The sequence below is a fragment of the Psychrobacillus sp. INOP01 genome (assembly GCF_018140925.1).
GTDB lineage: Bacteria > Bacillota > Bacilli > Bacillales_A > Planococcaceae > Psychrobacillus.
In genome coordinates this window covers 2,777,376-2,801,918 of the sequence record NZ_CP073315.1, presented here as the reverse complement: position 1 = coordinate 2,801,918, position 24,543 = coordinate 2,777,376, and the positions used below count along the sequence as shown (strand labels likewise).

At 36.2% G+C, this 24,543-nt stretch carries 24 protein-coding genes; 4 read left to right on the top strand and 20 right to left on the bottom strand.

Annotated elements, in window-relative coordinates:
- Positions 1 to 16: 16 nt before the first annotated feature.
- The 13 genes from KD050_RS14030 to KD050_RS13970 form a co-directional block, all read right to left on the bottom strand.
- Complete coding sequence (locus KD050_RS14030) at positions 17 to 1,078, bottom strand: hypothetical protein (RefSeq protein ID WP_211892957.1); 1,062 nt, start codon at positions 1,076 to 1,078, stop codon at positions 17 to 19.
- Positions 1,079 to 1,156: 78 nt separating this feature from the next.
- The gene (locus tag KD050_RS14025; protein ID WP_211892956.1) at positions 1,157 to 1,804 is read right to left on the bottom strand and encodes a YczE/YyaS/YitT family protein; all 648 of its coding nucleotides are present in this window, start codon (positions 1,802 to 1,804) and stop codon (positions 1,157 to 1,159) included.
- A gap of 89 nt (positions 1,805 to 1,893) precedes the next feature.
- Positions 1,894 to 2,376: a Cys-tRNA(Pro) deacylase gene (gene ybaK, locus KD050_RS14020; RefSeq protein ID WP_211892955.1), complete on the bottom strand. Its 483-nt coding sequence runs from the start codon at positions 2,374 to 2,376 to the stop codon at positions 1,894 to 1,896.
- Between the two features lie 18 nt (positions 2,377 to 2,394).
- A complete protein-coding gene (locus KD050_RS14015) occupies positions 2,395 to 3,066 on the bottom strand; it encodes a hypothetical protein (RefSeq protein WP_211892954.1) in 672 nt (223 codons plus the stop codon).
- Between the two features lie 218 nt (positions 3,067 to 3,284).
- A complete protein-coding gene (gene resA / locus KD050_RS14010) occupies positions 3,285 to 3,818 on the bottom strand; it encodes a thiol-disulfide oxidoreductase ResA (RefSeq protein WP_211892953.1) in 534 nt (177 codons plus the stop codon).
- A gap of 26 nt (positions 3,819 to 3,844) precedes the next feature.
- On the bottom strand, positions 3,845 to 4,249 hold the full coding sequence (locus tag KD050_RS14005) for a disulfide oxidoreductase (protein ID WP_211892952.1): 405 nt from the start codon (positions 4,247 to 4,249) through the stop codon (positions 3,845 to 3,847).
- On the bottom strand, positions 4,239 to 4,889 hold the full coding sequence (locus KD050_RS14000) for a DsbA family protein (RefSeq protein WP_235753818.1): 651 nt from the start codon (positions 4,887 to 4,889) through the stop codon (positions 4,239 to 4,241). The genes KD050_RS14005 and KD050_RS14000 overlap by 11 nt, the downstream gene beginning before the upstream one ends.
- Positions 4,890 to 5,212: 323 nt before the next feature.
- Positions 5,213 to 6,061, bottom strand: coding sequence for a M56 family metallopeptidase (locus KD050_RS13995; RefSeq protein WP_211892951.1), 849 nt, complete (start codon positions 6,059 to 6,061; stop codon positions 5,213 to 5,215).
- 3 nt (positions 6,062 to 6,064) lie between these two features.
- A complete protein-coding gene (locus KD050_RS13990; RefSeq protein ID WP_211892950.1) occupies positions 6,065 to 6,478 on the bottom strand; it encodes a BlaI/MecI/CopY family transcriptional regulator in 414 nt (137 codons plus the stop codon).
- Positions 6,479 to 6,681: 203 nt separating this feature from the next.
- A complete protein-coding gene (locus KD050_RS13985) occupies positions 6,682 to 7,566 on the bottom strand; it encodes a peptidylprolyl isomerase (protein WP_211892949.1) in 885 nt (294 codons plus the stop codon).
- Positions 7,567 to 7,730: 164 nt separating this feature from the next.
- Positions 7,731 to 9,155 carry a HAMP domain-containing sensor histidine kinase gene (locus tag KD050_RS13980; RefSeq protein WP_211892948.1) on the bottom strand — a complete coding sequence of 475 codons (1,425 nt, stop codon included), beginning with the start codon at positions 9,153 to 9,155 and terminating at the stop codon, positions 7,731 to 7,733.
- Positions 9,139 to 9,822 (bottom strand): response regulator transcription factor, encoded by a 684-nt coding sequence (locus tag KD050_RS13975; RefSeq protein WP_211892947.1) that lies wholly within the window; start codon positions 9,820 to 9,822, stop codon positions 9,139 to 9,141. Before KD050_RS13975 ends, KD050_RS13980 begins: the two co-directional genes overlap by 17 nt.
- A gap of 164 nt (positions 9,823 to 9,986) precedes the next feature.
- Positions 9,987 to 12,176, bottom strand: a complete 2,190-nt coding sequence (locus tag KD050_RS13970; RefSeq protein ID WP_211892946.1) for a DNA topoisomerase III — start codon at positions 12,174 to 12,176, stop codon at positions 9,987 to 9,989.
- 321 nt (positions 12,177 to 12,497) lie between these two features.
- Here KD050_RS13970 and KD050_RS13965 point away from each other — a divergent pair, with 321 nt between their 5' ends.
- Complete coding sequence (locus KD050_RS13965; protein WP_211892945.1) at positions 12,498 to 14,492, top strand: sensor domain-containing protein; 1,995 nt, start codon at positions 12,498 to 12,500, stop codon at positions 14,490 to 14,492.
- Between the two features lie 65 nt (positions 14,493 to 14,557).
- Here the strand turns inward: KD050_RS13965 and KD050_RS13960 are convergent, their stop codons facing one another.
- The 4 genes from KD050_RS13960 to KD050_RS13945 all read right to left on the bottom strand — a co-directional run bounded on the left by KD050_RS13960 (position 14,558) and on the right by KD050_RS13945 (position 18,364).
- Complete coding sequence (locus KD050_RS13960; protein ID WP_211892944.1) at positions 14,558 to 15,862, bottom strand: DUF4179 domain-containing protein; 1,305 nt, start codon at positions 15,860 to 15,862, stop codon at positions 14,558 to 14,560.
- Positions 15,855 to 16,373 carry a sigma-70 family RNA polymerase sigma factor gene (locus tag KD050_RS13955; protein WP_211892943.1) on the bottom strand — a complete coding sequence of 173 codons (519 nt, stop codon included), beginning with the start codon at positions 16,371 to 16,373 and terminating at the stop codon, positions 15,855 to 15,857. The genes KD050_RS13960 and KD050_RS13955 overlap by 8 nt, the downstream gene beginning before the upstream one ends.
- A 528-nt stretch (positions 16,374 to 16,901) precedes the next feature.
- Complete coding sequence (locus KD050_RS13950) at positions 16,902 to 17,465, bottom strand: NADPH-dependent FMN reductase (RefSeq protein ID WP_211892942.1); 564 nt, start codon at positions 17,463 to 17,465, stop codon at positions 16,902 to 16,904.
- Positions 17,466 to 17,605: 140 nt separating this feature from the next.
- Positions 17,606 to 18,364: an NAD-dependent epimerase/dehydratase family protein gene (locus tag KD050_RS13945; RefSeq protein WP_211892941.1), complete on the bottom strand. Its 759-nt coding sequence runs from the start codon at positions 18,362 to 18,364 to the stop codon at positions 17,606 to 17,608.
- A gap of 77 nt (positions 18,365 to 18,441) precedes the next feature.
- On the opposite strand from KD050_RS13945, the gene KD050_RS13940 reads away from it, so the two are divergent.
- Genes KD050_RS13940 through KD050_RS13930 form a run of 3 tightly spaced genes read left to right on the top strand, consistent with a single transcriptional unit; the run spans position 18,442 to position 21,280 of the window.
- Positions 18,442 to 19,446, top strand: a complete 1,005-nt coding sequence (locus tag KD050_RS13940; protein ID WP_211892940.1) for a hypothetical protein — start codon at positions 18,442 to 18,444, stop codon at positions 19,444 to 19,446.
- 48 nt (positions 19,447 to 19,494) lie between these two features.
- Positions 19,495 to 19,680, top strand: coding sequence for an SE1832 family protein (locus KD050_RS13935; protein ID WP_211892939.1), 186 nt, complete (start codon positions 19,495 to 19,497; stop codon positions 19,678 to 19,680).
- A 34-nt stretch (positions 19,681 to 19,714) separates the two neighbouring features.
- Positions 19,715 to 21,280, top strand: coding sequence for an ABC-F family ATP-binding cassette domain-containing protein (locus KD050_RS13930; protein ID WP_211892938.1), 1,566 nt, complete (start codon positions 19,715 to 19,717; stop codon positions 21,278 to 21,280).
- Positions 21,281 to 21,564: 284 nt separating this feature from the next.
- Here the strand turns inward: KD050_RS13930 and KD050_RS13925 are convergent, their stop codons facing one another.
- The 3 genes from KD050_RS13925 to KD050_RS13915 form a co-directional block, all read right to left on the bottom strand.
- Entirely contained in the window at positions 21,565 to 22,113 is a 549-nt protein-coding gene (locus tag KD050_RS13925; protein WP_211892937.1) for an RNA polymerase sigma factor, read from the bottom strand.
- A gap of 515 nt (positions 22,114 to 22,628) precedes the next feature.
- Positions 22,629 to 23,087, bottom strand: coding sequence for a DIP1984 family protein (locus KD050_RS13920; protein WP_211892936.1), 459 nt, complete (start codon positions 23,085 to 23,087; stop codon positions 22,629 to 22,631).
- Between the two features lie 110 nt (positions 23,088 to 23,197).
- Positions 23,198 to 24,469 carry a hemolysin family protein gene (locus tag KD050_RS13915; RefSeq protein WP_370627085.1) on the bottom strand — a complete coding sequence of 424 codons (1,272 nt, stop codon included), beginning with the start codon at positions 24,467 to 24,469 and terminating at the stop codon, positions 23,198 to 23,200.
- Positions 24,470 to 24,543: the final 74 nt, after the last annotated feature.

The following is a 24,543-nucleotide window of genomic DNA, read 5'->3' as shown; positions in this document are numbered from 1 at the left end:
TTAGAATCACTTGTATTCATCTAATCGTTTCAAGCATTTTCTCCTGCAATTCACTCCATTTTTCCTCTTCAATGGCTGAATCGTAAAGCATCTTGATCATTTTGGATTCTCCAGCATACGTGCATAGATAATCTTGAGCAAGTTCCATTTCGCTTGCATAACGATTTCTCACTTCTACTATTTTATCCTCATTTATCATTGTTTGATCTATATGTGGGAAGAAATCGATAATTTCATCTCCATCGCGCTCTGGCTCATATACATGAGGGCTTGTTGCATCTACCAAACATAATTGGAGTTCAGGAAGCACTACCCCGTCTACACTATTCGCATCAAGGCCACACCAAATATATCGAACATCCAAACCATGCAATTTTGCCTCATCACCAAACTTCTTCATAAAAGAAGATTTCCCACTACCAGGTAACCCTTTTATATACAATCTAGTTTTTAAATTTTTTGAAATAGACTCTAGTGTATCCTTTGCCCCAAGTGGAGTAAGGGACCCCATTAAACGATGTGTTACTTTTGGATTCTTTTGGAGTTGAATATTACCGATATTTTTCTTAGAACGCTCTTCAAGCAATGTATTTATTCCGTCCCAGCTAATAGCTACTTGTATAAGCTGTTCCCATTCATCATGAATATTTTTTGCTCGGGATAATGCCTGAAGCCCTTTTGTTAACCATATATCATTACTAATCTGCTTTTCTTTTACTATTGGGCCTATGTCACGGAGTTTCCGATCATTATACGCTTCATAATACGGTACCCATTCATGCCCTGCTCCATAATAAGTAGGATCGACCGTGTCAGCTTGTACGTAAAGAGTTTTTGTTTCATTGATATAAATACCTTCCAACAAATCCTCATGCATTGGATCATAAAACCACTCCATATTTTTACCTCGGCGTATTGCATTATAACCTATTTCCTTCAATATATCTGTCAATCGATAGGTAGTCGGTCCTTTAAAGAAATATACTTTGTTTGCTTCTTGAATAATTTCTTTGTAAAAGCTTTTCACACCTTGTCCTGTATATGACCTTCCCATATAATGAGTAATTATCCCGTTCATAGCGTCATCCTCCCTATCATTCCTTCAAGGAATACTATATGCACAGCCCGAGTAAAATATGAAAAAGAGTGTAGAAAATCAGGGCTGATTTTCTACACTCTTCTTAATATACGGTAATGTATAACCCGAAATTTTATATAATAGTTTTTGAGATAATGGCAATGAATAATGAACTATCTGACCGAGCAATAAAGCAATAATAATAGTACCTAATCCCACGGGGCCACCAAGTGCCCAGCCTGCTAGTGCCACAATTATTTCAATACCAGTTCGCACCTTTTTAATACTCCAGCCCGTTTTCGCCATAAGCAGCAGCATAAGAGAATCGCGTGGACCCGCTCCAACGTTCGGAGAAACATACACCCCTACCCCCACTGCCGTTATCACAATTCCAATAACAAATATAATTAGCTGACCTATGTAACTTGTGATATCAGGCAACAGCCAGTTAAACACATCAATAAAGGACCCTATAAAAAGAATATTTAACCATGTTCCAAGCTGTGGAAATTTCTTCGTTCCAATCATCGTGATCAACACAATGATAATACCCGTCAAAATTGCCCAAGTACCAATAGTTAAACCAAGATGATTATATAAACCAACATGAAATACATCCCATGGTCCAATTCCAAATTGCTGTCCCTTAATGGTCATCGAAATTCCCAAGGCCATCGTTGTGACTCCGGTAACAAAAAATATCCAACGCCAAACTAATTGCTTCATTTTACTACACCTACTTCCTGTTTCTGAAAACCACATATAAAGTCTCCAGTATATAGTAGGTCAATTATAACGATGTTTTAAAGAAACGATTACATTTTAATAATTGTTGCAATTCGGCCATTCGTGAGTTGAAGTAAATCTTTGACGCTTAGTTTTACCTGAAGGCCGATTTTCCCACCACTTACAAGGATAAAATCAAGACTCTCTGCACTTGCATCTATCCATGTTGGAAATAGTTTCTTCATCCCTATCGGGGAACATCCACCTCGAATATATCCAGTGGTCGGTTGCAGTTCATTAAGCGGTAACAACTCCACTTTTTTCTCCCCTACAGCTTTAGCTACTTCTTTTAAATTCAACTCTTTATGTACAGGGATAATACAAACATAATGCCTATTTGTTCCAGCAGTAATAAGTAATGTTTTATATACAACTGAAACGGGATAACCTATTTTATCAGCTACAGTTACCCCGTCTACTTGATCACCAGTAAGCTCATATTCAATTAATTCAAACTTAATTTTCTGCTGTTCTAATTTACGAACTGCATTCGTTTTTAGTTTTTTGCTCATATTTGCGAGTGCCCTTTCTTAAGCTATACGGAAGAAACTTGGCTGTTGGTCAGTAAATCCATATTTTTTCATGTGTACTTGAAATGAGTATTTCGCAATTGCTTGTTCTATAAATCTTTTTTTCTGTAAATTCTCCCCTAGAACTTTAGGAGATTGAAATTCCGATTGAACAGAACGATTGGATACTGCTGCCTCATCTTCTTTTTGCCTTTTAGCTTCAAGATCAATTTGTCTAGTCGCTTCTTGGTTTAATGTAATTTGTGATTGGACGGTTTGAATTTTTGCAGTAGCATTAGCCGCTAGCCGTAATTCTTGTGGACTCGGTTTATCAGAAGTAAGAGCAGAGCTTCGAACTTTTTCCAATAGCTCAATCGTTTTTTCGGGTGTTGGTCCACCAATTGTTTGCACAGGCAAAGTAGGGCCTTTGATGTCTAGCATACTTTTGTTTTTTTCTATTAGCTGATATTCTTTAATTGCTGCATTTACTTCCTTGGAGACGTTTTCTTTTTCCTTATTTCCAAGTAACAAATCTTCCAACTCTGCTAATGTAGGATTCTTTTTAGGCTGATAATACTCAGCATTTTTGCGATAAGCTTGTCCTACATCTTTTCGTTGAAAGGCACGCTTTTTTTGCTCTATCTCAGCCATTACAGTGGTAGCACCATTACCAGTTGCTCTTACTAACGTCATCTTTTCCACCTCTTCCTATATAATTATCCTTCCTAATATTTTACCATTTTCACGAAATATTCAAACTTACTATTGTCATAGAGTTAGTACGCACAAAGACTCAAATATTTTTTTGGGAAAATCCACCAATAACAGGTCTTTACTACTATACAAAGAATAAGCCCCCGAAGTTACTCTTTCGGGGGCAAACTCTAATGTATTAGGATTTCTCGATTAAATTAGATAGGAATAATTTGTTCCATGTATTCCTTGATCATTTCTTCGCTCATTTCCCCGGTGATGACTTTCTCAATTTTACCTTCAGGGTTAATAAGTAACGTAGTTGGCAAAGGATTAATCTTGTAAGTTTCCATCACACTTTTGTTGTCATCGATAAGTACTGGAAAAGTTAATCCTTTGCGATCTATAAATTTTTGAACGGCAAAATCAGACTCCCCTATATTTACCGCCAATATTTCTAGTCCTTGGTCTTTATATTCTTGATATTGTTTATCCATAAGTGGAAATTCTCTTTCGCATGGTTTACACCAGGTTCCCCAAAAATTCAAAAAGACTCCCTGACCTTTATAATCGGATAGTTGATGTTTTTCTCCATTCATATCTACAAGGGCAAAATCTGGAGCATCGTCTCCCACCTGTAATAATGCGGTTCTTTCCTTCGTTAAATTTGTATAAATAGTAAAAACAATCGCCACTACCATTAAAGCTAAAATAATTGTACGCATGTAGAAGCGCTTTTTCTTTTTATCCATCTTAGATCTGTCCTTTCTTTGAAGAATTACTTACGTTTCCATAGCACTAGCATCATCCCAGTTATAAATGTAAATGCAATGAGGGCCAGAAATGGAATTGTTACAAAACCAAACAAATTGATATATTGTCCGGAACACGGAACTCCGTTTGTACATGCACTGAACTCACTTAAAGAAGGAATTTTTTGCAATGCATAATGATAACTGGACACTAACATCCCAATCACTGACAGCGGAAGAATATACTTATAAACTTTTGCGTCATTCTGGTAAAAAGCGATACCTAAGAAAATGACAAGTGGATACATCAAAATTCGCTGATACCAGCAGAGCGTACATGGGATAAATCCCATCCGTTCGCTAAAAAACAAGCTACCTACCATCGCTATAATCGATGTTATCCACGCAAAGAGAAGCGGTTTATTTACCATCTGTTGACTCATCTACCATTTCCACAAAATCATCCATTGTTTGTCCGGTAAATTCTTTACCACCAATATAAATTGTTGGCGTCGAATTGACACCTAGATTATTTGCCGTACTCATATCTTTATCCCAAGCATCCTTCGCTTTACCTTCACTGAAAGCATGCTTCACTTTTTCAACTTCTTCCTGAGTTGCAACTTCTGCTAAAACCGTACTCAAAAACTCCTCTGACATCAAATTTTCTTGTCCAGATTCGTTTGTTTGGTTTGCGAACAGGAGATGATGGAACTCCCAAAATCTTTCATTACCTAGTTCCTGGTAAACCGTTTCTCCAAATTGAGCCGACGTCGTTGAATCCGCTGCGATAAACGAATAATTCATAAAGTAAAATTTCGCTTTCCCTGTTTCCACTAATTCCTGATTAATCATTGGAAGGAGTGTGCTATTAAACTCCCCACAGTGTGGACATTTATAATCACCAAATTCAACTATCTCAACTGGTGCAGACTCTTCTCCTAGAAATGGTTGCCCCTCGTAATCTATTACTACTGCATCTTCTTTAGCATTCGTTAACATAACTATGGCAATAAGACATACTGCCACTACACCGATGAACCAAAATAATTTCTTAGACAAATAAAACACTCCTCTTAATCAAATATGCCTCGGCGTATTTCCGTCCAAATTTTTATCGAGCTCGCTCGATAAAAATCTGGGACATCCACCGGAGGCTTTGGGCCAACAGAACGTTGGTCACTCAGGCGTTGCCGCAGGATGCGGTGAGCTTAGCCAGAGTTCCTCGTTCAGCAGGGGTTTGTGGACCCCCACCGCTTTGTATCCATACCTTGTATTTACCTACCCATTTATGAAGCGGAGACTTTTGCTCCTGCGCAAGCTCGTCTCACAAAAAACATTTGCTGAATGAAGTTAAATCAAAACTACATAACGTAGTGTAAATGACCAAAAATTTACGCAAGAGCGTAAATAAAAAATACACATATTAAAATAAATATTGCCAATGACAAAAATGCTTTTTTAAATGGAACCTTCCACTGAACATCCTTTAATGGATCTAACATATACTCAATCCGGTAATTTACAGATGTGTCCGCAAACGATGCATAAGCAAATGGCATTTTTTTTTGATTGCCAACCTTCAGCATTTTCAATAATGCACTACCCAAGTTCACAGATGTCTCCTGTATCCTAATGGCATATTCATCTGCCAATACTTCCTGAATGATTCTATATTGATGATTGAACCACTTTAGAATCGGGATATACCTAATTGTGGATGCGCAAAGTGAAAGCAAAAATATTTTTAGTGGATCACGATTATCCTTATGATATATCTCATGAGAAATGACAGCTTTTAACTCATCATCCGTTAGTAAGCTTATCAACCCAGTCGATATAACAATTCTAGGACAAATGAATCCCATTGTTATTGCTATAGGTGCAGGATTCGAAACGATGATAAAATCTTTTTTCCTACTACCATATGTTTGGTTCATGTTGTTCGTAAGCAAATTATCTTTATATTGCTCAATATGATTTTTCAAGCGTGAAGCATAGAAAAATTGAGATCCTATATGCCAAATAGAAAATAAGAGCGTATAGATTACGAGTGCATCAAGAGCATATTCAAGTGAAGACAATCCGATTGCTTTCATCCAACTATGACAAACTTCGACAATATTAAATTTAACGTTCCAGCCTGCTAACAGAGATAGGACATATAAAGCCATTTGAATAAAAATTGTTCCCGAAATAAAAAGTGACAAGAAAAATATGAAAGATGATTGACGTTTAGACATATACTACATATCCTTTTTCAATTCTTTAATTTTTTGCTCAAGCTTTGCAACAAGATCATCATCTACATCTTCCAGAGCATCTAACATATGACTGACAACAACGTTTCCGAATTCATCCATTAATTCATTTGTCATTTCCTTTGACTGTTCACTTAAAAACTCTACTCGTGACTGAACTGGTTTATAGAGAGATGATCTACCTTCTGCACGTTTTTGAAGAATCCCTTTATCAACTAATCGGTTCATAACCGTCATAACGGTATTAAAATTAGTCATCTTTTCCTTATCCAAAACTTGCTGAACATCTTTTATCGACATTTCCACGTCATTCCATAGAATATCCATAATTTTCGCTTCAAGAGGGCCAAAAAAACGGTTCAATCCACTTTCGTTAATTTTAAATTTTCGAATCAACATGATTTATCCACCTCACATTACTCATTGTAGTGTGAATTTGTTTTGCCGTCAATAAAAGTTCATTAAAGGACTTCCATTAGTTTTCTCCAAATACTATAAATTGTAGTTTATATAACAAAATACACCTATTAGACAATCTCTTTGAGAATTGGCTTACAGGTGTATTTTGTTATTCATAGTGATGAAATGTATCGAAATTTAGATCATTCACCTAAAGTAGTTTCAATTTCATATTCGGACATTTTCTCTGTAATCCATGCAGAATATTCTTCATTAATGCGTGTTTCCAATAGCGTATTATATACTTCATCCTTGACATCTTCTAAAGTGACTTCCTTCGCTTCTGTCTTACCAGTCACCTTAATGATATGGTAACCATGCTCGGATTGTATTGGTTCGCTGATTTCATCTACTCCCATTGCAAATGCAGCATCCTCAAATTCAGTAACCATTTCCCCTTTACCAAATGAACCTAAGCTACCTCCATCTGCACTAGAAGCAGTATCCGTTGAATATTCCATTGCCAATTCCGCAAAATCACCATCAGCTTTTAATTTTTCTAGAACTTCCTTTGCTGTTGTTTCATCCTCTACTAAGATGTGGCTTGCTTCTACTTCTTCAGCTTGATTGAATGATTCTTTGTTTTCTTCGAAGTAAGTAGTTATTTCTTCATCTGTAATATCAATTGTTAATGCCATTAGCTTAGAGGTCAGCTCATAGGTTTCAATATCATCTTCTAAGCCATCCTCATCTATGTTATTAGAAGCAATCACCTGTTGGAATGCCTCTTCTCCACCATACATTTCTATTAATTGGTCTATTTCTTCTTGAATCTCATCATCGGATACTGTTATCCCTTCTTTTTCCGCTTCTAATTGGATCACTTTATTTGATATTAATGTGTCTAGCACAGTTGATCCGTATTGTTTTAAAGTAGCTTCATTCAATTCTTTTTGTGTTATCTTTTCTCCCCCCACAGTTGCTACACTTTCATTTATATTTTCATCTGAACATCCTACTAACAATGCGGTTAGCGCTATAGGTAGTGCAAAAACTTTCAATGTTTTTCTCTTATTAAATTTGTTCATGTATACCTCCCTTTCCATTCTCTTCTTTGTCTATGCTTTTATTATAAAGAGGGAATGAGTCAGCTATGTGTCAGAGTTAATCTGTTCTCATATACCGAGTTATTTACATATAGAAATAACCACCCTTTGCAAATGTACATTTATAAACCCATAGAGAAAGACGGTCAACGAAGATCGTTAACCGCCTTTTTTAGCTGCAATTCAAAACATGTCCCTTTTTCACCGCTACTTATTAAACTTAGGTCCCCCCCCATCGACTGCGCCATCATTTTACTTAATGGTAATCCTAGGCCAAGACCACGTGTTTCGTATTTTTTATTTTCTCCTCTAAAAAATCGTTCAAATATATAGGGACGATCTTCCTCAGTTATGCCTCTCCCAGTATCTTGTACTTGGATGGAGACAAAGTGATCAGTTTCTGATAGAGAAATCGTTATGTTACCTACTCCTTGAATTGCTTGCTGTGCATTGGTTAATAGGTTTGTCAAGATCTGTTGAGCCCTTACGATATCTGCTGAAATAGTAGTTTCTTTTTGAAGCAAGTGAATGTATAGCTTCACATTTTCATGCTCCTGAATAGCTTCCCACTGAGCAGACACTTCTCGGATAAATTGATCTATATTAATGGAAGTTAAATTAATAGGAACTGCATTTACAGCAAATGAATTAAAAGCTAGTAAATCGCCGACCATTGTCTTCATCTTCGTTGTTTCCACAAGTGCCATTGATATAAATTCATCGGCATCCTGCTCAGAAACCACTCCATCTTTGACTGCTTGCAACAAGCCACTAATCGAAGTAACCGGTGTTTTTAGTTCATGAGTCACACCAGCAAGTAGCTCTGTACGGGTAGCCTCCAATTGTTCTAACCTACTTGCCATTTCCTTGAATGAAGAAACTAGCTCATATACTTCTTTTTCTTTTATATAATCTGGCAAGTCAATTTCATAGTTACCATCTTGAACCTGCTTTGCCGCTTTTGCCACTTGTTTAATAGGGCGAGCTAATCGTTTAGATAGGAAGTAAATTGCTATCCACCCTAGAATAGCGAGTCCCAGAATGAGAATTGCTAGCTGGCCATATTCTTGGTCGACCTTTATTAAATTATCTTTGGATTCGACCATTAATACCCATCCTAGCAGTTCTCCATCAACTTCAATCTTTCGTTTTACTAGATAGTATTCTATTTTCTTACTTTCTGAATGGAATGTGACAACTCCCTCTTCGCCATCGATAAGCTCAGAGAAAGTCCGACTTTGCTCATATGGTCGATTACTTGAGATTACTTCACCAGTTGCCCTCACTACATACATTATTGGGTCAATATCACGAATACCGAATGGTTCTCTAGTTTTGACGACGTCATTCATCTTGTCGTTAGGAAAAAAGTCAGGAGCATCCTCATTTGTTATACGATAGACCATTTCATCTGCCATAAACTCCATCATCCCTAAACGATTTTCCAAAGTTGTATGACGAATCCAAAGTGCTGATATAAAAGATATCAATATAAGACCAATACATAAGGTTAGAACGTACCGGCTAGTCCAGTAGGATAATAAAGTTATTCTCTTATTTTTTACGAACATTAAATTGATACCCCAATCCACGTAATGTTTTGATCTCGCCTTCCTCTTCCGGCCAATTAGAAAGTGCCTTACGCAGTCGTTTTACTGCTAAATCTACTGCTCGATCACTGCCTTCGTATTCCCATCCCCATATATGTTCGATTAATTGATCCCTAGTAAATGTTTGATTGGGATGCTCAGCTAAGAATAACAAGACAGATAAATCTCGTGGTGTTAGGACTATCTCTTTTCCTTTTATCCGCACCGAATGTCCTAGAAAATCAATTTCTAGCTGACCAAAGGATTTAAATGTAGTATCCGTTTCACTCAATGCTCGTCGTAAAACAGCCTTAACTCTAGCAACTACCTCGTCTGCTATAAATGGTTTAGTTATATAATCATCTGCTCCCTTGTCAAAACCTTCCAAGCGATAATTCACATCACCTAAAGCTGTTAACATAATGACCGGGCAGCTGCTATTTGCTCGAATTTCCTTCAAAATAGTCCACCCATTTTTCTGAGGAAGCATCACATCTAATAAAACAAGGTCTGGCATTTCACTTTCAAAAATAGTCATTGCTTCTCCACCTGTATAGCACTGAACGACCTCATACTGAACCTTTTTCAAATAAGCCTTTAATACTTGGCTAATAGCAAATTCATCTTCAATTATTAATATTTTTTTCAAAGCACATCCGACCTTTTTATAGTGGCATCATTTCGTTACCATTATTATACTCTCTTAATATGTCGAGTACATGTCAACTCATCGTAAGCGTACTCGATAAAGGTAATTAAAGAATATAAAAATGGATTGGTCAAATAATGACACAACCCATTTTTATATACTAATTAATCAAACTTCATACCTTTTAATAAATCCGCAAATGCATTATTAACCGGTTCCTCTTCTTTATCTTGCTGTTTCAAATACTTCTGAACAGATTTTTTATCTACTTTACCGCCACCTTCTTTTTTACGGCGGGCTTCGAACGCTGATAATTTCTCTCGATGACCACATTTACATACAAAAATTTGACCATCGCCTTCCCCACGTAGTTCTAACTTCTTTTTACATTGTGGGCAACGGGCATTTGTAACACGTGCTACGTTTTTACGATGACCACATTCCCGATCTTGGCAAACAAGCATTTTGCCTTTTTTACCGTTCACTTCAAGCATTGGTTTTCCACAGTCTGGGCAAGATTTCGTGGATATGTTATCATGCTTGAATTTTTTATCACTGCCTTTAATCTCTGATACGATTTCTTTGGTGTAGTTTTTCATTTCTGAGATAAATACTTCTTTTTTCAGTTTACCATTAGCAATTGCTTCCAGCTTTTGCTCCCACTTAGCCGTGAGTGTAGGAGACTTTAATTCTTCCGGTACTAAATCGAGTAGCTGCTTTCCTTTTGAAGTTAGGTATATATCTTTTCCTTTCTTCTCCATCAAGAATGAATTGAATAACTTTTCGATAATGTCTGCACGTGTTGCCACAGTACCTAATCCACCAGTGGATTTTAATGTTTCTGCAAGATTTTTGTTTTGGGTTTCCATAAACTTCGAAGGATTTTCCATTGCAGATAGTAATGTTGCTTCATTAAAACGTGCAGGTGGCTTTGTTTGTCCTGAAGTTTGTGCAATTAATGTTACGTTTAAAGTATTTCCCTTTTCAATATGAGGTAAAATTTGTTCCTTCAAGCCTTCCGTAGTGTCATCATCTTCGAAGTGATTTTCATATACTTCTTTCCAACCACTGGATAAGATTGTTTTCCCACTAGCAATAAAGTTTTCATCACTGATTTTTGCACGAAGTGTTAGTTGCTCATATTCAAATGCTGGGAATAATACCGCTAAAAAACGTTTTACTACTAAATCGTAAATTTTTCGTTCTTTATCATTGAAAGCTGAGAAATTTACATAGCCTTCAGTTGGAATAATCGCATGATGATCACTGACTTTGCTATCATCAACAAACGTTTTCGAAGCTTTTAAAGGTCTCTTTAAAATCTTATTAGTTAGCGAGCGATATTCTCCTATACCACATGCTTTAAGTCGTTCAGGAAGTGTTCCAACAATGTCTGTGGAGATGTAACGTGAATCTGTACGTGGATACGTTAATACTTTGTGCTGTTCATACAGCTTTTGCATAATATTTAATGTATCTTTTGCAGAATAACCAAAGATTTTATTGGCATCGCGTTGAAGTTCCGTTAAATCATATAGTCCAGGTGAAAATGTTTTTTTCGGTTTTCTTTCAATTTCCGTTACTGTGGCATTAGCATTGCCAAGTTTCTTTACAATCACACCAATTTTGTCTTTATCGAAGCTCCTACTATTTCCTTTAGCATCTTGCCAAGTAAGCTTTAGCTTATCTATAGTTTGTGCTTCTATGCCGTAATAAGTTTGTGCTTTGAAGTGCTTAATTTCTCCCTCACGCTTAGCAATAATAGCAACAACTGGCGTTTGTACTCTTCCACAGTTTAGCTGCGCATTGAACTTTGTAGTTAATGCTCGACTTGCATTTAGGCCTATATACCAATCTGCCTCGGAACGAGCTACTGCTGAAGCGTATAGGTTTTCATATGCTTTACCCGGTTTTAAGTTAGAAAAGCCATCTCTAATCGCTTTATCCGTTACTGATGAAATCCATAGACGTTTTATTGGTTTATTTACTTTTGCTTTAGCAATAATCCATCTTGCTACTAATTCACCCTCACGTCCGGCGTCAGTTGCAATAATAATCTCATTAACGTCTCCACGAGTAAGTTGAGATTTTACAGCATTGAATTGCTTCCCTGATTGTTTAATAACGGTAAGTTTAAGATGTTCCGGTAGCATAGGTAAATCTTCTAAATTCCACGATTTATATTTCACATCATAACTTTCTGGATCAGCTAATGTTACAAGATGCCCTAAAGCCCAAGTAACAATATAGTCTTTGCCTTCTAAATACCCATTTCCTTTTTTATCACATTTAAGTACACGCGCAATATCACGTGCAACAGATGGTTTCTCTGCTAGTACTAATCGTTTTGCCATTAATAACATCCTTTCATAAATCCCTATCCTAAATATATCATACGTTTTATATTGGTTCAGTTTTGGTCCTAAAAACAATGCTACACATCAAATTCCTACCACAAGGATTGAATATGTAGTTTTTTATCCTGACAATATAATTCGCGACTTTTCAACATTTTCAGTTAATTTGACACTCTATTTGATATGAAATTTCATAAATATTACAAATCCGGTCACAATTACATCATTTTGTTGTTCGAACATTACTTTTTTCTCACAAATTTTATCCAACAAATGATATTATTGACATAATATCATGGAAATTTGGAGGTGAAATAGTTGGGCACAGTTCATCCTTTTACAAAAACAATATTAAGTACGTCAGAAGATTTAATCATCGTACTGGACGATACCGGAAAGATATTAAATAAGAATAATGCGTGGAAAAAGATGAAGCAAACGAACGAATATACCTTACTCATGACAGAAAACTCTAGCTTCATAGATTTATTGGAATCGACTCATAACTACGAGCAATTAGATTCTATCCAAAAGGTACTACGTGGAGAAATAGATGAATTTCAACAAGAATTTACTGGATCTGTAGAAGAAAATCATTATTGCTACTTATTTCGCATCTACAAATTGAGGCTCTCTTCGAACCGAATAGGTGCGATTATAATTTATTCGGTATATAAAAAGCATGCGGTGGCGAATTCAGAAGTAACTAGTATTTTAGAAAGTATGACAGATGCTTTCTTTTCGGTAGATAAACATTGGAATGTTACCTATATAAACGAATATGGAAAAACCTTATTAAGCAACGTGCATCCAAGCTTTAACTATTCTAATTCCGAAAGTCCATCTTTAATAGAAACGGAGTTTTACCCTTTCCTTCAACAGGTTATGTTGGAGAAAAAAACTCAACAACAGGAAATTTACATCCCCTCTATACCAACTTGGTTCGAGGTAAAAGCCTACCCAAGAGCTGAAGGAGGATTGTCTGTATTTTTTCACCATATAGCCGAAAGAAAAAATATAGAAAAAGATTTAAGAAGTTTTGCGTACTATGATTTTTTAACGAACTTACCTAATCGACGAATGACTTATGATATTCTTCAGAACAAAATAAAAAATGATGATCCTTTTTCCTTTTTTTACATAGAATTAAATGGTTTCAAGTTGATAAATGATATGTATGGTCATGCACGAGGTGACGCACTTCTTGTAGATATCGCCAATTTTTTTAACCAAATCATACAGGTTGATAAAGTAGTTGCACGTGTGGGTGGCGATGAGTTTGCTATTTTTACAGATGAAGTTAATAAGGAACAGCTAAGCATAATTGCAAATAAACTGATTCAAGAATTCCAACAAACTTCCGAGTCTATGTCAGTACCTTCTATTCCTCTAAGCCTTTGTATAGGAATTTCCCGGTATCCCGAGGATGCACCGGACACCGATTTACTATTTCGTTATGCTAATCTTGCGATGTATGCTTCAAAGAAACGAAACGACAAGAACTTCAGTTTCTTTGAACGCTCTATGATTGTGGAGTTAGAAAGAAATGTTAATATTGAAAATGAATTACACGGGGACTTAAAGGAAACATCGATTCACTTTGTCGTACAGCCTCAATTCAATTCTATAACTAATGCAGTAATTGGCATAGAGGTACTTACTCGTTGGATTCATCCAAAATACGGATATATAACACCTCCAGAGTTTATTGAAATTGCCGATAATAGTGGAAGAATTGAGGAACTAACTAAGTATTTAATAAGTGAGGTGTTTTCCAAAGTTGCTAGATGGATTAGGGATTATGGATTTGATAAGCCAGTAGCAATTAATATCACTCCCAAACTACTTGGAAATAGAAAGTTTTTTAATGATTTAATTCATTTTATCCAGTATTATAGGATTCCACCACAAATGATCGATATTGAAATTACGGAAAATGCAAATTTAAATACTGATCAAAGTATTTTAGATAATATTGCCTTTTGTCGAAAACATGGAATTCGTTTATCTCTAGATGATTTCGGAACAGGTTATTCAAAGTTAGCAGATCTTGTAGATTTTCAAATAGACAAATTGAAAATAGATAAGTATTTTGTGGACAAAATTGGTAAAGAAACAAATGCAGAGCTCATTCTGCATACATTTATGAACCTTGCCAAAGGATTAAAATGCGATGTTCTTGCAGAAGGTGTAGAAACAAAAGAGCAGGTCGATTATTTGAATAGCCTTGGTCTTACGTACTTCCAGGGTTATTACTTTTCAAAGCCTATTTCTCTCGATGAATTTGAACAGAGCTACTTACAAAGCAACTAACAAAACAGGTGGAGAAAAAATAAAACATTTTTCTTCACCTGTTTTTATTATTTTCATCCGACTGCCTATTTTATTTGAATGGAAACAGAGCCGCCTAAGTAATCAGGATATGCGATGAAATCTATCTTCACGGGATTAATAATATCTTTTGCATCTAAAGTTATTTCAGAAAATTGTTCCTCTTCGTCTCCCCTGTTACTTTGCGTTGGTATATCAACTACCTTTCCTTTTGCATTTTCTCCTTGAGAAAATAAGGAATACATGTGATTTTCTCTTATTGGATGATATTTTACTTCAATTGAATTACTACCAACGTTCAATACTTCTACTTTTCTATGGGATGGTTGTTCTAGGATTTCCTTTTTTGCAAAGTCTATCAGCAAATAGCTTTCCTCTTTAGGGAGTGCTTGCACTTTAGAGAATTTCAAATACAGCTCTTTAGGCTCTTTAAAATAGTTACTTTGTAAAAAATACGTATTTACTTTGTTTTGATTTTCACCAAAACCAGTTATTCCATTCTGAATGGAACTCCATACTTCCCCGTTTTCATCCTCTATTCGCATATCCTCGAATTGTAATATTTTCATTTCATTTTGTTCATCAAATTCTAAAGTTACAGCCACTCTTAGTGGATATACCTTTATTTCTTTTACTTCTATTTGTTGACCATCTATCTCGACGGTTTCATTTAACGTATATATTTTACCTGACTTCATTTCATTTTTGATTGTAAATGGCACATGAAATGACGTTGTTTTATTTGCTTGCTCCACCTCAAATTGAACTTCAAAATTATTACTTGTAAATTGTTCCGTATCTACAAAAACAAAACTAAATTTATCTACCTTTCTATTTGCTGTTTCTTGGTCTGGTAGATCATAACCAATCGAGGCTATTAGCTCCTGTCCATCATTTAATAACTTTACCTCTTGATAATCAATATTTTCAAGTGAATAAGGAGCCTCTAATGTGTAAAATATTTCAGCACCTGTTTCATCTATAATAATTCCATCAACCGTAAAAGTTATATTATTATTGACTTGGCTTTTACCAATAGGCTCATAATAATCATTTTCGACGATTGCTTTGATTCCTTTATCGAACTGAATGAGATGCACAAACCGCTCCATCCCTGGAATAGTAGAAATAGCACTCGCGAATGTCGGTGAAACACGAATAGATGTTATAAAGGTTAGTATCAGAATTGCGGCAACTGAGAAAGCCCATAGCGTTTTTTTACGGTTTCTCTTTTTGGCCTTCGCTTGTAGTACCCCTTGTTGAATAGCATCATTTACGAGTTGTTCAGGTACAACCACTTGTTCTAGTCTTTTCTTAGTTTTATCAAGCATTTCTTCTTCTTTTTCATACATGGTCTGCATCTCCCTTCTCCGATAGAAAACCTCTAAGTGACTTTAGTGCTTTGTGAAGCCTTGACTTAACAGTGCCTTCTGGAATTTTTTCTAGTTCTGCGATTTCTTTGATTTTTGTATTTTGAAAGTACTTTAGAAATATTAGCTGCTGTTCACCGCTCGACAAGGATGCTATTGCCTCGTTGATCTCTAGGTGAGTAGTGTCTTCGCTATGGCCTATTTCCTGTAGCACCCCGCTTGAGCTATATCTTTTACCCTTTTTCAACTGATCCTGACAATAATTCATCATAATCCGAACTAGCCATGTTTTCATGTAGCTCGGTTCTTTTACTGTATATATTTTTTGATATGCTCGAAAAGTTACTTCTTGCATCGCTTCAAGTGCATCATGTTCATTTTTTAAAAATGCAAAGGCCGTTCGATATAATGTATCTTTATATAATTGCATTAACAGTAAGAAAGCTTGGTCATCCCCTTTAATTGCTTTCTTAGCTATCTCTACTTCTTCCACTCGGTCACCCCCTTGTTCTGTTATACATTCATTAGACATCGCAAAGTTGAAAAAGTTCATTTAAATATAAATTTTTATTGAAAGACACTGGAATTGAGAAATGGGAGTTCCCACAAAAGAAACTACACGTTAGTATTTGTGCGGAAAGTAACGTAAATTCTATTCATTTAAAAATTGTCGTCACTTGTGCTCACTAGCTTTTTACTTACTTTTATCTTACTTTACTAATTTTATACTTTTAGTGATAGGGTTTGCTTCCTCTTATCCTCTAGGATTACTCACTTATTGATTGTAGTAGAAGGCGGCGACTCCTGCGGGATTAGGGAGACAGATGAACCATCACAACGGACGCGGAGCGGCGGTGATGGTTTATCGCTCCCCCCGCGGAACGCGTCCGCCTGAAACGGAAATCAGCAGTATCATTTATTTCTCTAAAGTACTATGAACACGAGGTTTATAGCATAATATTTTTTTACTTTCTTTCATATAAAAAAAAGATGTCTCTATTTACAGAGACATCTTCTTAGTTTAATGTGCATCAATTGGTTCCTTGCAGAGGTTTTTGCTCATTTCAGCATATTGGACAAACACACGAGCAAGCTCTCTCAAACGATCATGTACATCGCTGTCGATAATTACATTATTTTCATCGAAGTGGCTTTTATGCGTGTATACATAGTTGGGAGTAACAAGGCATCTAAAATAGTCTAAAATCGGTTTAAGCTGATTTTCGATTACAAGGTGATGCTGATATGTTCCACCATTTGCGACGATTGACACTGGTTTGTAGCGCATTGACTTTGGATGTAGGAAATCGAATGTATTTTTTAGTACACCTGGTATTGAACCCTGGAAAATAGGTGATGCAATAACAAAACCATCCGCTTGCTCGAATTTACTTACAAGTAGCTTCATATCATCATTGTAGTTCTCAAATGGACGTCCATCTACAAACTGATGCTCGTAATTAGAAAGTCGAATAATTTCTAATGTGTATTCTTTATTAATTTCTTCTATATAGTCTTTCACTTGATCTAAGATGGCACCTGTTTTCGTGCCGATTATCGTTCCGTCTACGAGTAAAATTTTCACCTTACAGAACCTCCTTATTCGTCCTTTATTGTATCAAAAAAAGACGCTAATATTGCAAAAAGAGATCCCATTTTTCAAAGTTCATCCTTTTGACGGAGAGGTTTTGTCGTTATTTGGCTCTTATATATTTGTCAGAGGCGTCAATCTTTCTTAGTATCCTGGTCAACAAAGATATCCTTTCGGTCATCCCAATTGAATAATTCTTCTCGCGAAATCGGCTTTTCTTCTATATCATCAATAGGTTTTGCGTTTAAGATATCTAATGGTTTATAAATTGTTACATCATTTTTTGTATTATGTATTGCGTAATAGTACATTGCAAAAGCCAACTGTTTCCCTTCAATGGAGCGCATTCTTTTTAAAGGCCCTATTAATATAGGATTTAATAGTTGAAAAATACCTTCAGATAGGCGCTCTCCTAAGCGAAACTCGCCTCGACCTCCCGTCAACAAGGACGGTTTATAGATGAAAAGATGCGGTAGTTCCATTTCTATTAATCCCTCCTCCATCCTGCCCTTCACCTGGCTATAGAAAAAAAGAGATTTTTTATTGGAGCCAATCGCGGAGATCACATGAAAATTTGGAATCCCACGTTTTTTTGCTAAAGAAGCAATTCGTAATGGATATTCTAAATCTACTTGCTCAAAGTTCTCTTTTGATTTAGCCTTTTTCATCGTAGTGCCCAAACAACAAAATAGATCATCTGCAATATCTAAATCATTTTCCTCTAATCTATCAAAGTCTTTTATCTGAACGTCTAGTTTGGCATGCCTATAGGGAAAATCTCTTCTGACTATCACTGAAACGGCAGCATATTCCTCGCTCTCACATAATTGTTTTACTAAAAACTGTCCAGTAAAACCGGTTGCACCTACTACTATTGCTACTCTTCTAGCCATTTTACTTACCCCCTTGTCATAAGCACCTGTCCATTTCCATACACTAAAGAGATAACTTTTAGAAAGGAAGATACAATTTGAAACTAGCTTATTTATTGGATACATTACCACACCGTGGACTTTACCCTGCGGATCGTGCAGTAGCATTGCTTTCTTCGTTAAAACCAACTAACTTTGAAATTTTTGTGCATAGTTCTAATACAAGCCTAATTCAATATTTAAAAAAACAGAAGATACAACCTCTTTTGTATAGAAATAATGCTCACCTTATCGAGGAAATGAAAGCTTTTAACCCAACTTGCATCATGCATGATGGTGGAAATTCGGAAAAAGATCTTATCCGTCGTTTAAAAGTTTTCAATAGTACGCTTATTCATTTGGACGACCATGGAGATGGTGGGGCTCTAGCTGATCTTGTTATTCAATCGCTGTATGAAAATCCAAAGGACGTTACGAAAGAGCACTACGTATTTGGTCCGCTTGGATATATTCCAGCCAAAAAAACTGTTTATAAAAATAATAACACGATACAGGATCCCCCGCATATAATCGTATCTTTCCCCCATGAAGATCCCGAAAATTTAACTTACCGAACTTTAAGGCATCTTGTACAGCTTCATATTCCACTTCAGATTAGTGTGTTAGTGGATGAACATTATAAGCATGACATACTTGAACTAAAACGATTTGCACTTACACGTAAATCTATACAAATTATCTCTACCTCTGCGCCTGATATGTTCCTTACTAATAGTGATATTGTCATAACTTCTGGATCATATATGCCATTCTTAGTTGCGCAATTTCAAATACCTTGTATCGTTCTTTGTGCACACGAGGAAGAAGTTAATTACGCATTCCCACAAGAAGGACATGGCTTCGCAAACCTAGGACTTGGGAGAAAGATAAAACAATCTTATCTACAAAATGCGGTGATGGAAATTATCCTCCATGATAATAGAAGAAACGCCTATATACAAAAACAGAACCGCTTTGATTTTAGTAATAACTTAGTAGATTTGGTAAAACTCATTGAACAAACGATCGCAAGTTCGAAAGAGGAACAAGAAATCGTACGCTAAGTCCTTTTTTATGCTACAATAAATGCAAAATACTGAAGGTGATCGATTATGACAAAATCACAGTTACAATCAGAAATTGCAGAGCTAAAATTGGACTATATTAACTTGCAAGGTGATATGGAAAAATTAGAATCAAATGGCCATCCTACTCAAGTTGAAAATGCTGAACGTAGACTAGCGAAAATGGAAGAAAAACTTGCAGAACTAAACAAACAGCTCGCGGAATTATCATAATCCGCAGAGCTTTCTTTTTGGAGGAAATTGATATATGAGCTTATTAGTGGAAAATTTAGGACATACATTCGGAGATCGTACCCTTTTCAAGGAAGTTTCATTTCGCTTAGTCGAAGGTGAGCATGTTGGACTTGTAGGTGCAAACGGTGTTGGTAAATCAACATTGATGAATATATTAACAGGAGAAATCATTCATGACGAAGGTCGAGTGGAATGGCTACCAGGTACCCATTACGGATACTTAGATCAGCACACTCGTTTAGAAACGGGTCGTACGATGTTTGATACACTACGTGATGCTTTTTTACCGCTTTATAAAAAAGAAGCAGAGTTAAACGAAATTATCGGGAAAATGGCAGATGCTACTCCCGAAGAGCTTGAAGTGTTATTAGAACAAATGGCAGAAATTCAAGATGCATTAGATGCTGGTGACTTTTATTCATTAGATATGAAGATAGAAGAAGTTGCCCGAGGTCTTGGGTTGGATGCTGTAGGTTTAGATCGCCCAGTCGAGGCACTTTCAGGTGGTCAGCGTACAAAGGTATTACTTGCAAAGCTATTATTGGAAAAGCCTAAAGTATTGCTGTTAGATGAACCTACCAACTATTTAGATGAAGAGCATGTAAACTGGCTTTCCAACTATTTGAAAAACTATCCACATGCATTTTTATTGATTTCCCATGACACAGAATTTATGAATGGTATTGTAGGAGTCATCTTCCAGCTAGAATTTTCAAAGCTGACAAGATATACAGCATCCTATGAGAAATTCTTAGAGCTTGCTGAGTTGAACAAAAGACAGCATATTGATGCTTATGAAAAGCAACAGGATTTCATTAAGAAACAAGAAGATTTTATCGCCAAAAATAAAGCACGATACTCAACGACGGGACGAGCAAAATCACGTCAGAAACAGCTGGACCGAATCGAACGAATTGACCGTCCTGAAACGGCAGCTAAACCAGAATTTAGCTTCAAAGAATCCCGTAGCCCAAGTCGCTATGTTGTAGAAGCAGAGCATTTGGAAATCGGTTACGATAAGGCTTTACTACCTCCATTAACATTTACAATTGAGCGTGGTGAAAAAATAGCCCTAGTTGGTATGAACGGGGTCGGTAAATCGACTTTACTAAAAACAATTCTTGGCAAGATACCTCCTATAAATGGAACAGTAACACGTGGTGATTTCTTAACTCCTTGTTATTTCGAACAGGAAGTAAAAGCCGGAAATATTACACCGATCGAAGCTATCTGGGAAACGTATCCAAGCATGGGACAAGCCCAAGTTCGTGGCGCATTAGCTCGTACTGGTTTAAAGAGCGAGCATATCTCCCGTCCACTATCTAGTTTAAGTGGTGGCGAGCAAGCAAAAGTACGTCTATGTCAATTAATGATGGAAGAAACTAACTGGTTAATCTTCGATGAGCCGACTAACCATCTGGATATACATGCAAAAGAAGAGTTAAAACGAGCAATGAAAGAGTTTAAAGGTACAATTGTGTTAGTAAGCCATGAACCTGAGTTTTATGAAGGTCTTGTAACAAAAGTATGGAACGTGGAAGAATGGTTCTCTACTGGTAAAGAAGTCATTAAAGAATAGTAATTAAGAAATGCGCAAGTGCCCTTTAAAACTTAATGGATTGCAGTGAAAAGCGGCGACTCCAGCGGGATGAGTGAGACAGAGGAGACATCACAACGAACGCGTGAGCGGCGGTGATGGCTCATCGTTCACTCCGCTGAAAGCGTCCGCCTGTAACGGAAATCCTGCAGTATCATTTAATAGAACTTACACTTTAAAAGACCAGGAACACTGGATTCATAAGACGACAAAATTTTATACTTTTTATTAAAAAGAGCCTCCCATACAAAGGGAGGCTCTTACTATTAGGCTAGCACTAATGATTCTTTTGCAATTTCGTCATTCATTATTAATTCTTTCAAACGTTGTTTTGCACGGAACAGTCTAGATTTTACTGTACCTATTGATACTTTCATTACTTCGGCGATTTCGATTAGTGAAAATTGATGTACATAGAAATACATAACTGTTTTCTGATATATACCATCTAATTCACTAACTTTGGATCGAATCATTTCGCCAACGTCTTCCTTCTCTAATTGCTCTTCAACCGTTAAAACGTCTGCAGCGATTAAGTCCAGCAATGAAATATCTAATTGCTCTGGCTGATTTGCTACGTACTTGCTGCGTCTCACCTGTTTGCGGTAGCGATCACGAAATGTATTCATACAAATGGTCGTTAACCATGCTTTTACATGATCCACTTGTTTCATATAGGATTCGTATCGTACGACTTTCACCCAAACTTCTTGCATTAAGTCTTCAGCTTCTATTTGATTTTTAGTTAATTTCAAAGATAAATAATATATGTAACGGTTATATTCCTCGTAAATTTCTTCTAATTGAACCTGCATGTTATTTTTCCTCCGCTCGGCTTTTCTTGTTAACTCTATAATGCCAAACTTTAACCTTACCCTCCATCGTATTCTCTTTCAGAAAAATTACAAAGGTGTAAGCCAAAATTTAGGAGGATAACAGATTGACCATGCGACTACGCCTTGTTTTACCAGTGTTTTCTTGTTCCTTTCGTATCAAATATACTTACATACACACCTGAAACCTACAATTTAAAAGTTAGCATAAAGAAAAAGACTGTAGAAAAACTAGAATTTCTCAAGTTCGTCTACAGTCAATAGAGCTGTAAGATAGCCTTAACTTATAAAAGTTCCCCTTCTCCACCCTCACGAAATGAAAATCAGTACGCGGTAGTTAATTGTTTGATATAACTTGTACTCATGTGACAGTACTGGGTGTAACTTGTATTAAGAGGAATCGAACCTCGAGGTTACCCCGAAACCTCTGCCCTTAAGTCCAACTTGACCAGTTGGAGGTTTTGTACTCGCCTTTACATTTCGCTACCAACTTCCGACTATTCTATTACATTAGTAAGCCAATTAATTTCTTGAATTTTAGTATCCAACATGCGATGTTTTTGGGATAGTTCATCTACATATTTCTGAGTTTCTTTTACATTGATTGTCGTGACAAATTTAATCTCTGTTCTGGAGTATCTATCATGTTGCATCGCAGCTGCCTCCAATAGGGCACTATATATTTTTCTTTCTTGACCAAGAAGATCACGTTCCGTTAAGGCATCGGCAAGAGATTGCTGATCATCAAAAGCAGTCTGCAAATTTGTACGATTAATATTTTTTATAAGTTGTTTTAAATCACTAAATATTTGATTCAGTTCTTTTTTCAATTCATAAGGATCCTCGTTCGGAGATTCTCCTTCTTGTATTTTAGCATTTTGAAGTAGACGATTTCTCATCTGTTCAATTCGCTTTTGATAATCGGATCTTACTATTAAAGCTTCTCCTAATTTCATGCTTATCCCCCCCTGCATCAAACTATTCGCTTTATGTCGGTGTAAGTCCTCTTTTATAGAAAAAAAATATATCATTACTATAAAAACTTAACAAAAAAACAAGAGGAGTATTAATCCTCTTGTTTTTCGTTCTCTAGTTCAGTTACTTCTTCTCTTTTCGTGATAGTCAATTTAACTATACGACTGCGATCCATTTCATTGATTTCGACCATTAGATCACCGTAAGCGAATTGCTCATTCTCTTCCGGCACATGCCCTAATTGTTCTAAGACAAAGCCTCCTATTGTTTCATTTTCGTTAACAATAGAAATGTTGAAAAGCGAATTGACTTCTTCAATTTCCATTCTTCCTGCGCAGATTAAACGGTTTTCCGTCATTTCATGCACAAGAATTTCTTCGTCATTATCTGTTTCGTCTTCTATTTCCTGTCCTATCATTTCTTCTATTAAATCTTCATGGGTGACGATTCCAAGTGTTCCACCATATTCATCTAATACAATAGCCATATGTTTTTTGTGGGTCAGCATTAGTTTAAATACTTTTTCTACACTCAAGGTTTGTACGACAAACAATGGATCTTTATCGATATACGTATCGATCCCTACAGATGTATCCATTGACCATTCGATAAACTTTTTCGAATAAAACATACCAACAATGGTATCTAAGCTATCGTCATAAACCGGATATCTTGTATAATGATGCTCTAGGATGGTATCTCGAACTTCTTCATATGTAGCTTCAATAGGAATACCTACTACTTCTGTTCTATGTGTAGACAAAACATCGGAGACATCCTTATTTGGAAAATCGAGCATTCCTTTTATACGTTCTGATTCTTCATCTTCAAAGGTTCCATCCGTTGAAGCAAGATCAACCATGGATAGTAGCTCTTCTTTAGTAATTGTCGTTTCTGTTATAGCACCTTTTGAACCAATACGAATAAATAAATTCGTGATTTCAGATATAAACGCTGTAATTGGACGCAAAATGATGACAAGCAAGCGTATGAGTGGCGAAACTGCATACACAACCCGATCCGAAAACGTTGCGGCAATCGTTTTGGGAAGTACTTCACAAAACAATATAATAAACACTGTTAAAATGGCAATAGACCAACCAATATGCCATTCAAACTGTTCTGCGATCAATATTAAAATTACTGCCATACTTATATTAGCTACTGTATTTCCTACTAAGATGGTGATAATCATTCGGTCCGGCTTTGATAGCAGGGCAAGTAGTTTCTCCGATTTTGTGTCTCCCTGTTCCGCTCTTAGCTGGACCTTCATCCTATTAACTGTCATTAACGCTGTTTCACTACCTGATAGAAAAAGGGATACAAGTATTGAAAGAGCAAAAAGTACAAATTCTATGTACAAAATTGTTGCCTCCTGTGAGTATAAATACGTTCATATGTTTTCTTACTACTATATCATACTGTGATTTTAGTTGT